Source organism: Stappia sp. ICDLI1TA098, from assembly GCF_054880955.1.
Genome location: NZ_JBTZBT010000001.1, coordinates 1,947,349 through 1,958,915, shown reverse-complemented (window position 1 = coordinate 1,958,915; position 11,567 = coordinate 1,947,349). Strand labels below are relative to the sequence as shown.

At 66.9% G+C, this 11,567-nt stretch carries 7 protein-coding genes and 1 riboswitch; of the genes, 5 read left to right on the top strand and 2 right to left on the bottom strand.

The window, feature by feature from the left end; all coding sequences use genetic code 11:
• Positions 1-106 precede the first annotated feature (106 nt).
• Both ACSLUQ_RS08870 and ACSLUQ_RS08865 read left to right on the top strand, forming a co-directional pair.
• On the top strand, positions 107-1,519 hold the full coding sequence (locus ACSLUQ_RS08870; protein ID WP_461808287.1) for a mannose-1-phosphate guanylyltransferase/mannose-6-phosphate isomerase: 1,413 nt from the start codon (positions 107-109) through the stop codon (positions 1,517-1,519).
• Positions 1,520-1,635: 116 nt separating this feature from the next.
• The gene (locus ACSLUQ_RS08865; RefSeq protein ID WP_417772620.1) at positions 1,636-3,135 is read left to right on the top strand and encodes a phosphomannomutase/phosphoglucomutase; all 1,500 of its coding nucleotides are present in this window, start codon (positions 1,636-1,638) and stop codon (positions 3,133-3,135) included.
• Between the two features lie 24 nt (positions 3,136-3,159).
• Here ACSLUQ_RS08865 and ACSLUQ_RS08860 read toward each other — a convergent pair whose 3' ends face one another.
• The gene (locus ACSLUQ_RS08860; RefSeq protein WP_461808286.1) at positions 3,160-4,374 is read right to left on the bottom strand and encodes a glycosyltransferase family 4 protein; all 1,215 of its coding nucleotides are present in this window, start codon (positions 4,372-4,374) and stop codon (positions 3,160-3,162) included.
• A gap of 202 nt (positions 4,375-4,576) precedes the next feature.
• Here ACSLUQ_RS08860 and ACSLUQ_RS08855 point away from each other — a divergent pair, with 202 nt between their 5' ends.
• Positions 4,577-5,890 carry a nucleotide sugar dehydrogenase gene (locus ACSLUQ_RS08855; protein ID WP_461808285.1) on the top strand — a complete coding sequence of 438 codons (1,314 nt, stop codon included), beginning with the start codon at positions 4,577-4,579 and terminating at the stop codon, positions 5,888-5,890.
• Positions 5,891-6,056: 166 nt separating this feature from the next.
• The gene (ileS, locus tag ACSLUQ_RS08850) at positions 6,057-9,197 is read left to right on the top strand and encodes an isoleucine--tRNA ligase (protein ID WP_417772623.1); all 3,141 of its coding nucleotides are present in this window, start codon (positions 6,057-6,059) and stop codon (positions 9,195-9,197) included.
• 120 nt (positions 9,198-9,317) lie between these two features.
• Here the strand turns inward: ileS and ACSLUQ_RS08845 are convergent, their stop codons facing one another.
• The gene (locus ACSLUQ_RS08845; protein WP_417772624.1) at positions 9,318-9,752 is read right to left on the bottom strand and encodes a 6,7-dimethyl-8-ribityllumazine synthase; all 435 of its coding nucleotides are present in this window, start codon (positions 9,750-9,752) and stop codon (positions 9,318-9,320) included.
• 104 nt (positions 9,753-9,856) lie between these two features.
• A riboswitch (FMN riboswitch) is annotated at positions 9,857-10,016 on the bottom strand.
• Between the two features lie 318 nt (positions 10,017-10,334).
• Here ACSLUQ_RS08845 and ACSLUQ_RS08840 point away from each other — a divergent pair.
• Entirely contained in the window at positions 10,335-11,522 is a 1,188-nt protein-coding gene (locus ACSLUQ_RS08840; RefSeq protein ID WP_461808284.1) for an MFS transporter, read from the top strand.
• Positions 11,523-11,567: the final 45 nt, after the last annotated feature.

Sequence of the window (11,567 nt, the reverse complement as noted above, 5' to 3'; positions counted from 1 at the left end):
GTTAACGTTGCATCAGTCGCGGAGATGGCAAAAGGGACCGTGCCATCATCCGCGTGCTGCGGTGGCCAATTGCGACCAGAGACCCCTTGCGACGAGAGACCCAAGCGTGATCGTTCCCTGTATTCTGTCCGGCGGTGCCGGGTCGCGGCTGTGGCCCCTGTCCCGCTCGCTTCGCCCCAAGCAGTTCCTTCCGATCTTCGGCGGCGAAAGCCTGTTCCAGAAGACGCTCTCGCGTTTCTCCGGGGAGGGGTTCGCCGCGCCGCTGATCATCTCCAACGCCGACCATCGTTTTCTCGTCGGCGAGCAGATGGCGGAAATGAGCATCTCGCCCGGCGCCATCGTCCTCGAGCCCGTCGGTCGCAATACGGCGGCACCGGCGGCGGCGGCGGCGCTCATGGCGGCGGAGCAGGACCCGGACACGCTCGTCCTGCTGGCCCCTTCCGATCACATGGTGGCCGATCCGTCGACCTTTCTCGAGGCGGTGACGCTCGCCGCGCCGGCCGCCCGGGCAGGGCGCATCGTCACCTTCGGCATCACGCCCAGCGAACCCAACACCGGCTATGGCTACATCCGCCTGCGCGCCGGCGACAGCGCCGTGCGCGAGGTTGCCGCCTTTGTCGAAAAGCCCGACCGCGCGCGCGCCGAGGCGTTCCTTGCCTCGGGCGACCACGTCTGGAACGCCGGGATCTTCCTGTTTCGCGCCGGGACCATGATCGCGCAGTTCGAGCGCCATGCGCCGGAGGTTCTCGCCGGGGTGCGCTCCGCGCTTGCAGCCGCGGTACGCGATCTCGACTTCCTGCGCCTCGATGCGGAGCTTTTCGCGGCCTTGCCCGATATCTCCATCGACTTCGCCATCATGGAGCGCTCGGATGCGATCTCCTGCGTGCCGGTCGATCCGGGCTGGAACGATCTTGGTTCCTGGTCAGCGGTCTGGGAGACCTTGGAGAAGGAGGAGAACGGCAACAGCGCACTCGGCGAGGCGATGTTCCTGAAGAGCCACGACAGCCTGGTCGTCAGCGATTCGGCGCTGGTGTCCGTCGTCGGCCTCGACCATGTCATGGTGGTTGCGACGAAGGACGCCATTCTGGTCGCCGACAAGGGGCATGCCCAGGACGTGAAGACCATCGTCGACCGCTTGAAGGCCGATGGCCGGCGGGAGGTGCGCGAGCATCTTCGCGCCTATCGGCCCTGGGGCTGGCGCGAGGAGATCGCCGCCGGCACCCGGTTCCTCGTTCAGGAGATCGAGATCCGTCCGGGAGCAGCCCTGACCGAGCAGAGCCACGTCAACCGGGCCGAACACTGGGTGGTGGTGTCCGGCACGCTTGAGATCTGCATCGACGGGGAAACGCGGCTCGTGACGGAGAACCAGTCGGCCTATGCGCCGGTTGGCGCGCGCCACCGGCTGGCGAATCCGGGCCGAGTGCCGACCCGTGTCATCGAAATTCAGTCGGGCGCCTATATCGGCGATGACGACATCGTTCGCTATCACGCGAAGGCGGACGCCGCGCCTGAAGCGTGAAGCGGGGGAACCCGCCGCAGTTTCGGCCGTTTTAACAAGGAGAAGGACGTGGGCCCGTCGCGCCCGCGTCTTCGTTTCGCATTCGAATCGCTTGCCAGCATTCAAAGAGGTCTCACATGTTTCCAGTGCCCGTCGCCGGCCTCGTGCCCAATACCTATGCCTTCGAATCGACGCCGCTGGTGAAGCCGACGGGCTTTCGCGAGTACGACGCGCGCTGGCTGTTCGAGAAGGAAATCAACCTCATGGGCGTGCAGGCGCTGGGCATGGCCATCGCCACGCTCATGCACGAGCGCGGCGTGCGCCCGGAGATCGTCGTCGGCCATGATTTCCGCAGCTATTCCGCGTCGATCAAGCTGGCGCTTGTCACCGGTCTCATGGCTGGCGGCGTCAAGGTCCACGACATTGGCCTGGCCCTGTCTCCGATGGCCTATTTCGCCCAGTTCGCGCTTGATGTTCCCGCCGTCGCGATGGTCACCGCCTCGCACAACGACAACGGTTGGACCGGCGTCAAGATGGGCATCGACCGCCCGTTGACCTTCGGCCCGGACGAGATGGGCCGGCTCAAGGAGATCGTGCTCACCGCGTCCTTCCGTGAGGGTTCCGGTGGCGGCTATCGCTTTGTCGAGAACTTCCCCGAGCGCTATATCGCCGATCTCACCGACCGAGCGAAGCTGTCGCGTCCGATCCGCATCGTCGCGGCGTGCGGAAACGGCACCGCGGGCGCCTTTGCTCCGCAGATCCTCGAGGCGGTCGGCGCCGAGGTGATCCCGCTTGATTGCGAGCTCGACCACACCTTCCCGAATTACAATCCGAACCCGGAAGACATGAAGATGCTTCATGCGCTGCGCGACAAGGTGCTGGAGACCGGCGCCGAGGTCGGTCTGGGCTTCGACGGCGACGGCGACCGCTGCGGCGTTGTCGACAATGAGGGCGAGGAGATCTTCGCCGACAAGGTTGGCGTCATGCTGGCGCGCGATCTCTCCGCGCTGCATCCCGGCGCGACCTTTGTCGTCGACGTCAAGTCGACGGGCCTGTTCGCCACCGATCCGGTGCTTCAGGAAAACGGTGTCATCGCCGACTACTGGAAGACCGGCCATTCCTACATCAAGCGTCGCGTCAACGAACTTGGCGCGCTCGCCGGCTTCGAGAAGTCGGGGCACTATTTCTTCAACGCCCCCATCGGTCGCGGCTATGACGATGGCCTCGTCTCCGCCCTCGCCATCCTCGACATGCTCGACCGCAATCCGGAGCGCACCATGGCCGACCTGCGCCGGGCGCTGCCGCGCACCTGGGGCTCTCCGACCATGTCGCCGCATTGCGCCGACGAGATCAAATACGAAGTGGTCGACCGGGTCGTCGCCCGTTTCACCGCGATGCGCGACAAGGGCGAGGAGTTCGCCGGCGGCATGATCGTCGACCTGGTGACCGTCAACGGCGTGCGCGTTGTCATGGAAGACGGGACCTGGGGGCTGGTACGCGCCTCCTCCAACAAGCCGGAACTGGTTGTCGTCATCGAGAGCCCGGTGTCGGACGCGCGCCTGCGCGAGATGTTCAAGGCGGTCGACACCGTGTTGCGCGAGAACCCGGAAGTGGGCGACTACAACCAGACGATCTGACGCCCGGCGCGCGGCGCGGCTTTCTCAGTCGAGGCCGAGCCGCGCGCAGACCAGATCGAGATGCGTCTCCCAGCCAGGCGGGCGATAGTGTGCGAGCCGCGCGATCTGCGCCGCCCGCCGGGGCGCGTCTGGGCGGGCGTAGTCGATCACCGCCTGCTGCCATCCGAGACCGTCGAGGGGGTCGAGGAAGTCCGGCACCGTGCCGCCGACCTCCCGAAAGGCGGGTATGTCGGACACCACGGCGGGAACCCCCATGGCCAGCGCCTCCGCGAGCGGCAGGCCGAAGCCTTCCGCGAACGAGGGAAACAGCAGGGCGCGCGCACTGGCCAGAAGCCCGCGCAGGTCCGCGTCGCCCATGCCGGCGACCTCGCGCACGTGCCCCTTCAGTGCCGGCGCCCTGTCGAGCATGTCGAAGGCGGCCTCCGCCTCCCAGCCGCGCCTGCCGACGATGACGAGTTCCGGCATCTCGGACAGCCCCAGCCGGCCGTCCCGGTAGCGCTCGGCGAGCTTGCGCCACAGGTTCAGCAGCAGCAGATGGTTCTTGCGCGCCTCGATGGTGCCGAGCACGACGAAGCGCGGCCGGCCGTTCCGCGCCGCCGGCTCGACCGGAACCCAGTCGTCCTCGATGCCGAGAGGCGCGGTGATCGTTTCCGGCTGGGCAAGGCCGAAGTCGGCGACCGCCTCGGCGAAGCGTGCGGCCGTATCGCTGGAGTTGGCGATCACCAGCCGCGCATGGGCGGCCATCGTGCGCACCCGCGTGGCGTGGCGCGGGATCTGCGCCGGCACCACATATTCCGGGTGGGTGAGGGGGATGACGTCATGCAGCAGGCAGACGGGATCGGCCACGCCCGCCCGGCCGAGCCGCTCCACCGTGCCGCCACGCTCGAGGCCCCGGTGATCGAGGCAGAAGAACAGCGGTCGTCCGTCGACGCCCGGCGCTTCGCGTGGCCGCGAAAGCGTGCCGCGCAACGCGGCCGCAAGGGCTGCCGCGCGTGTCGGCCGATCACCCGCCGCGGCCGTCCCCGCCCAGATCGCCTGTGTCGCGCACATCGCCTCGTCGGCGAAGTCTGGCGGATAGCGCAGGACGCGGCCGGCAAGGGTGTCGACGCGAACGACCCTGTCGCCGAAGCGCGCCCGCAGGCCGCGCTCGTAGGCAAGCACCACCCGGTCGACGCCGGTTGGCGTCGTGCGGTTCAGGCGGCGCACCAGTCGGCCGATATCGATGAAGATCTCGCGCATGTCCTGTCCTCTTGCATGAAAATCGCGCGCGTCCTATCCCCCTTCGTCGGAAAACCATGATAGACGCAGTCGCGACAGGGGCGCGGGCGGCAGTCCTGTCGGGCCGTCAGGCCGCTTCCGCCACGCGCCCGACACGGATCTCTGGCGGTGGACGGACGCCCTGCGCGGGCCCTGGTCGCTGCGTCATGCGAGAGCACTGAACATGCAGCCTTCCTCCGCGCTTGCGAGCCTTTCCGGCCGTATGTCCGACCGTTCCGCCGTCATCGGCATCATCGGGCTCGGCTATGTCGGCCTGCCGCTTGCCTATCGCTTCTCGGAGCTCGGCCATGCCGTCGTCGGCTTCGATGTCGACCCGGCAAAGATCGCCGCGCTCAACGCCGACAACGGTTACCGCCGCTATGTCGGCTCGCGGACCGAGGACATCCGTTTTCCCGCGCCCTTCGAAGCAACCTCGGACTTCGCCCGTTCGGCCGACTGCGATGCATTGGTGATCTGCGTGCCGACGCCGCTCGGCAAGTATCACGATCCCGATATCGGCTATATCCTCGACGCCGCGCGGCGCGTGCGGCCGCACTTGCGCCCCGGTCAGGTGATCGCGCTCGAATCGACCACCTATCCCGGCACCACCGAGGAGGACATGCTCCCCGAACTGGCGCGCGACGGGCTGACGGTGGGTGAGGACATTTTCGTCGTCTATTCGCCCGAGCGCGAGGATCCCGGCAACGAGCGCTTCGGCATCCGCCAGATCCCCAAGGTCGTCAGCGGCGTCACCGCCAATTGCCTGGAGGCGGCGAAGGCGCTCTACGGCGGAGCTGTCGACACCCTGGTGCCGGTCGCCTCGACCCGCGTTGCCGAGATGACCAAGCTCCTGGAGAACATCCACCGGGCGGTGAACATTGGCCTCGTCAACGAGATGAAGACGCTGGCCGACCGCATGGGCATCGATATCTTCGACGTGATCCGCGCGGCCGCGACCAAGCCCTTCGGCTTCACCGCCTTCTATCCGGGGCCGGGGGTCGGTGGTCACTGCATTCCCGTCGACCCGTTCTATCTGACGTGGAAAGCGCGCGAATACGGGCTCCACACCCGCTTCATCGAGCTGGCGGGCGAGATCAACCGCTATATGCCCGATTACATCGTCGAGAAGACGATGGAAGCGCTCAACGGCGACCGCAAGGCACTGAACGGCTCGCGGGTGCTGGTGCTGGGCGCGGCCTTCAAGAAGAACATCGACGACATCCGGGAATCCCCGAGCCTTCAGGTGATGGAGGGGCTCGCCGCGCGCGGTGCCCGGCTCGGCTATGCCGATCCCTTCGTGCCCGCGCTGGCGCTCGCCGACGGAACCCGGCTTGAGGCCGTGACGGCGGACGCGGCGACCATTGCCGCGCAGGACGTGGTGGTGATCGCCACGGATCACGATGCCTTCGACTACGACATGATCGCCCGCGAGGCGAAGCGCATCGTCGACACGCGCGGACGCTTCCCCGCCGCCGATGCGAAGGTGACGCGGGCCTGAACGGCAGCGCGTCGCCGGCTTTTCCGTCCGGCCGCGCCGCCACGATGATTGTTTTTTGCGCGCCGGTCGGCTAACCCACGAATGCCAACCGGCGCCTCCAGCCGGGATCCACGGAAGAGGGCGGCAAGGCCCTGTCCGCGATCAACAACACAGCGGGACTTTCGCGATGTATGAAGCCATCGATCCAAACCCCAATTTTCCCAAGCTCGAGGAAGATATCCTCAAGTTCTGGGAAGAAAACCGGATTTTCGAGGCTTCCGTCGAGAACCGGCGCAACCAGGACGGCGCTGGCGAATATGTCTTTTATGATGGCCCTCCCTTCGCCAACGGCCTGCCGCACTACGGCCATCTGGCGACCGGCTTCGTCAAGGACCTGATCCCGCGCTACCGCACCATGCGCGGCGACTGCGTCGTGCGCCGCTTCGGCTGGGACTGTCACGGTCTTCCCGCGGAGCTGACGTCGGAGAAGGAACTGGGCATCTCGGGCCGCAACGAGATCCTCGAGTACGGTATCGGCAAGTTCAACGAGCATTGCTCCGTTTCGGTCATGCGCTTTACCAACGAGTGGCGCTATTACGTCAACCGGCAGGGGCGCTGGGTCGATTTCGATAACGATTACAAGACTATGAACCTCTCCTTCATGGAGAGCGTGATCTGGGGGTTCAAGCGCCTCTGGGACAAGGGACTGGTCTATCGCGGCTATCGCGTCGTGCCCTATTCCTGGGCCGTGCAGACGCCGCTGTCGAATTTCGAGACCCGCCTCGACAACTCCTACCGCGAGCGCCAGGACCCGGCTCTGACCGTCGGCTTCCTGCTCAAGGACGAGCGCTTCGCCAGCCGGCCGACCCGCCTGCTCGCCTGGACGACCACGCCCTGGACGCTGCCGTCCAACCTGGCGCTGGCCGTCTCTCCCGATCTCGACTACGCGGTCCTGGAAAAGGACGGCCAGCGGGTCATCCTGGCCGAGGCCGCGCTGGAGCGCTACGAGCGCGAGTTCGGTGAATGGACCAGGGTCGACAGTCTCAAGGGCGCGGCGCTTGCAGGCGTTGCCTATGAGCCGCTCTTTCCCTATTTCGCCGACACCGAGAACGCCTTCACGGTGCTTGCCGCCGAGTTCGTCGAGGCGGGCGACGGTACGGGCTGCGTGCATATCGCGCCCGGTTTCGGTGAGGAGGATTTCGAGCTCGCCCGCGACCGCAACATTCCGCTCGTGGTCCCGGTCGACGAGGCTGGCAAGTTTACCGCCGAGGTCACCGATTACGTCGGCAAGAACGTCATCGAGGCCAACAAGGACATCATCCGCGACCTGAAGGCGCGCGATGTCGTCTACCGCCACGAGACCTATCTCCACGACTATCCGCACTGCTGGCGCACGGACACGCCGCTGATCTACAAGGCGATCGACGCCTGGTACGTGGCGGTGTCCCAGTTCAAGGACCGCATGGTCGAGCTCAACAAGGAGATCGACTGGGTTCCCTCCCACGTGCGCGACGGCCAGTTCGGCAAGTGGCTGGAGAATGCCCGCGACTGGAACATCTCGCGCAACCGTTTCTGGGGATGTCCGATCCCGGTATGGATCAGCGACGACGCCAACTACCCGCGCACCGACGTGTATGGCTCCATCGAGGAGATCGAGCGCGATTTCGGCGTCAAGGTCGACAACCTGCACCGTCCGATGATCGATGAGCTGGTGCGCCCCAACCCGGACGACCCGACCGGCAAGTCGATGATGCGCCGCGTGCCGGAAGTTCTCGACGTGTGGTTCGATTCCGGCTCCATGCCCTTCGCGCAGGAGCACTATCCGTTCGAGAACAAGGAGCGGTTCGACCGCAACTTCCCGGCCGACTTCATTGTCGAATACGTCGCCCAGACGCGCGGCTGGTTCTACACGCTGATGGTGCTGTCGACGGCGATCTTCGACCGTGCGCCGTTCCGCAACGCGGTCTGCCACGGCGTCGTGCTCGACGAGAACAAGCAGAAGCTGTCCAAGCGGCTGATGAACTATCCCGACCCCGTGGGCGTGTTCAACACCTACGGCGCCGACGCGCTGCGCTGGTACATGCTGTCCTCGCCGCTGCTCGTCGGCGGTGACCTGGCGGTCGCCAAGGACGGGCGCGGCATTGCCCAGTCGCTGCGCCAGGCGATCATCCCGATCTGGAGCGCCTATTACTTCTTCACGCTCTACGCCAACGCGGACAAGTACAAGGCCGAGGTGCGCTTCGACCAGAAGAACCTGCTTGACCGCTACATCCTGGCCAAGACCCGCGAACTGATCGAGAAGATCGAGGGATCGCTCGACGCTTACGACATTCCCGCTGCCTATTCGCATGTGCCGGGCTATATCGACGCGCTCAACAACTGGTACATCCGCCGCTCGCGGTCGCGCTTCTGGGGGGAGGAGCTCGATGCCGACAAGCGCGACGCGCTCGACACGCTCTACACCGTTCTGACCCACCTGATGCGCACGTTGGCGCCGATGATGCCCTTCGTTGCCGAGCGCATCTACAAGGGCCTGACCGGTGAGCTGTCGGTGCATCTCGTCGACTGGCCGGACGCGACGAAGCTGCCGCACGACCCGGACCTGGTTCGCCGCATGGACCTGATCCGCGACATCTGCGCCTCGGTCATGTCGCTGCGCGAGGCCAAGCGCCTGCGCGCCCGCCTGCCGCTGAAGACGTTGACCGTCGCCCATGTCGACATTGAGGATCTTCGCGACTACGCGCCGCTCATCGCCGAGGAGGTCAACGTCAAGGACCTGGTGCTCGAGTCCGACCCGCTTTCGGTCGGCGAGCACAGCCTTGTCGTCAAGCCGCAGATCGGCAAGCGTCTGGGACAGAAGATGAAGGAGGTGATGATTGCCTCCAAGTCCGGCAACTGGACGCTGCGCGACGACGGCATGGTCGAGCTCGCCGGCATCGAGCTGCCGCCGGAGGACTACACGATGCGTGTCACCGCGCCGGAAGGCTCCGACACGGGTCTCTTCGACGCCGGTCGCGGTGTGGTCGTCATGGACACGCGCCTTTATCCGGAGCTCGAGCGCGAGGGCTACGCCCGCGATATCGTCCGCCTCATCCAGCAGACGCGCAAGGACGCTGGGTTCGACGTCAGCGACCGCATCCGCCTGGCGCTTAGCGTCCCTGCGGGGCTTGTCGAGGCGGTCGAGGAGCACAAGGCCCGCATCGCGCAGGACACACTGGCGATCGATCTCGTGATCTGCGATGCGCCGAAGGGTGGCGCCGGCGTTCATGCCGCGACCCATGAGGTCGGCGGCGAGAGCGTCACCATCGAGGTTGCAAAGGCCGGCTGACGCCGGTCTGACGCGCGACATTAAAGAAGGCCGCCGTCCCTTCCGGGGCGGCGGCCTTCCTTATTGTGCGCATGGCGGTGGAGGGCCACGGCGTCTGCCGCCTTGGCCCGGCCGTGGCCGCTAGGCGGCGAGCGAGGCCCGGATCTTGCCGATCTGCAGCGCGGCGCGTGCGGCCTCGCGGCCTTTCTCGACGAAATGCGTGCGATAGATCGCGTTGTGGTGCTCGTCGTCGCGATATTGGTGCGGCGTGAGCGAGACCGACAGCACCGGCACGCCGGTGTCGAGGCCGGCGCGCATGAGCCCGTCGACGACGGCGCTGGCGACAAAGTCATGCCGGTAGATGCCGCCGTCGACGACCAGCGCGGCCGCAGCCACCGCCGCATAGCGGCCGGTCTGCGCGAGGTCGCGGGCAACGAGTGGCATCTCGAAGGCTCCGGGCACGTCGAAGACATCGACCTGTGCGGCGGGGATCAGCTCGAGGAAACCCTCGAGCGCGCGGTCGACGATGTCGGAATGCCAGTTGGCCTTGATAAAGGCGTAGCGGGGTTCTGTCATTGGATCACCCTGGTCGTGGCCCCGGTGGGGCGCGTCTGCGGTCAGGTCACCCAAGGCGATTACCCGCGAGCCGGCCGAGGGCTCCGCCTGGAGCCTGCCGGTTCGCTGGTTCTCTTCCATCCGGACTGTGACCGTCGGCCCAGGCATCGCACCTGGTCTGCTGACCCCTCGGCCGGCGTGGTGCCGGGTCGAAGGCGCTCGCGGGCTCGCCGCACGACGCGGCATACCGCCGGTGGGGAATTTCGCCCCGCCCTGAGAACTGCGCCAACATAATGCCGTCCGTCCGCCGCTTCAATGCACTTGAGCTCTGAACGGACTGTCGAATTCCGCCCGGGCTTGACGGCCGGCAGACTTTGCGGCACCTCTGGATTACTGGAACCGCCGCCAGGGCGCAGTTTCGTTCCGGTCTTTCCCGTTGCATTTTTTCGAAAGTCGGGAGCGCAAGGTTTGCCGCGCCGCGCCGCGCGCGCCGCCTCCGTTTCAAGCGTCTCCCGCAAATCCCCCAAACGCTCCTCGGTTCCCGCAAGGCGCTCCGCGCGCCTGCGGGCGCTCGTCTTTGATCTCTCCGCAAGGATGCCTCACATGTCCGTTTCCCCGCTTCTCGGGTTGCTTGCGCTTGCCGTCTTCTTCGTCGGCGCGAGCGAATTCATGATTTCCGCGATGCTGAGCCCGCTTGGCGCGGCCTTCGGCGTGTCGACGGCGCAAGCCGCGATGCTGGTTTCCGCCTACGGATTTGCCTATGCGGCGGCCGCACCCTTGCTGGGACGCCTGTCCGACCGGGTGAACCGGGAGCGGCTGCTTGTCGTCGCGCTGCTGCTGCTGGCCGCCGATGGGCTGGCACTGACGCTGGCGCCGCATTTTGCCGCCGCCGTTGTGCTGCGTGTTCTTGGCGGCTTTGCCTCGGCTGCGCTGGTGCCCAGTGCCTTCGCGCTCATCGCCGAGCGGGTCGGGGAGGGGAAACAGGCGGCGGCCATGGGAAGCGTCATGCTCGGAATGACAGCAGGGATCGTGCTTGGTCCCGTCGGCGCGGGGCTTTTGACAGAGGCCTTCGGCTGGCGCGCGCCCTTCCTGGCGACCGCCGCCGGCTGCTTCACGCTCGCCTGTTGCGCGGGACTGCTGCTTGTGCGCCAGGCAGGTTCGACGTGCGAGGGGCAAGAGAGCGCCCCGGCACGGGCAACGGTCTGGCGCGCCTGCCTGCGGGGCCCGCTTCTGCGCCCGCTTGTGGCCAAGGGATTGTGGAACGGCGCGGCGGTCGCCGGGTTTCTGCTCGCAGGCGAGGTCTTGCGCCGGCGCTTTGGTCTGTCGACCGGCTCGGTCGGATTGGCCATTGCCGCCTTTGGCCTCGGCCTTGGCGTGGGCAATCTCGCTGTCGGGCCGCTCGGTCGTGTCTTGCGCTCGAACGAAGGGACCCTGGCGCTGGCGAGCGCTGTTGCCGCTGCGGCGGCGCTTGCCTTCCTGTCCGGCTTCGCGTCCCTGCCGGCGGCAGTCCTGCTGCTTGCCATATGGGGCGCGGCGCTTGGCGTTGCCGCGCCCGCCAGCACGGCGATCATCGCGGGTCGGGCGGCGGGGCTGCGCGGCACGGCCCTGGCGCTCTCCGAGAGCCTCAACAATCTGGCGGTGCTGACCCTGCTGCCGCTCGCGGCACTGGCTCTGGAGACGGGTGGCGGCGCGCGGGCCGGGCTCGTTCTAGGAAGCGCTGCGGTGGCCGGCGCGGTGCTTGCTGCGTGCGACCGACACCTTGAAGAGGAGAACCGGGCGGCTGGAGGATGAGCCGCCCGGCCGGGAGGCACCCGGCGGCACGCCGCCGGGTGTTGT

Excerpts from the sequence above, each read along its gene's own strand:
- ACSLUQ_RS08840 (WP_461808284.1), top strand. The coding sequence starts at position 10,335 with ATGTCCGTTTCCCCGCTTCTCGGGTTGCTTGCGCTTGCCGTCTTCTTC.
- ACSLUQ_RS08845 (WP_417772624.1), bottom strand. The coding sequence starts at position 9,752 with ATGACAGAACCCCGCTACGCCTTTATCAAGGCCAACTGGCATTCCGAC.
- ACSLUQ_RS08865 (WP_417772620.1), top strand. The coding sequence starts at position 1,636 with ATGTTTCCAGTGCCCGTCGCCGGCCTCGTGCCCAATACCTATGCCTTC.
- ACSLUQ_RS08860 (WP_461808286.1), bottom strand. The coding sequence starts at position 4,374 with ATGCGCGAGATCTTCATCGATATCGGCCGACTGGTGCGCCGCCTGAAC.
- ACSLUQ_RS08855 (WP_461808285.1), top strand. The coding sequence starts at position 4,577 with ATGCAGCCTTCCTCCGCGCTTGCGAGCCTTTCCGGCCGTATGTCCGAC.
- ileS (WP_417772623.1), top strand. The coding sequence starts at position 6,057 with ATGTATGAAGCCATCGATCCAAACCCCAATTTTCCCAAGCTCGAGGAA.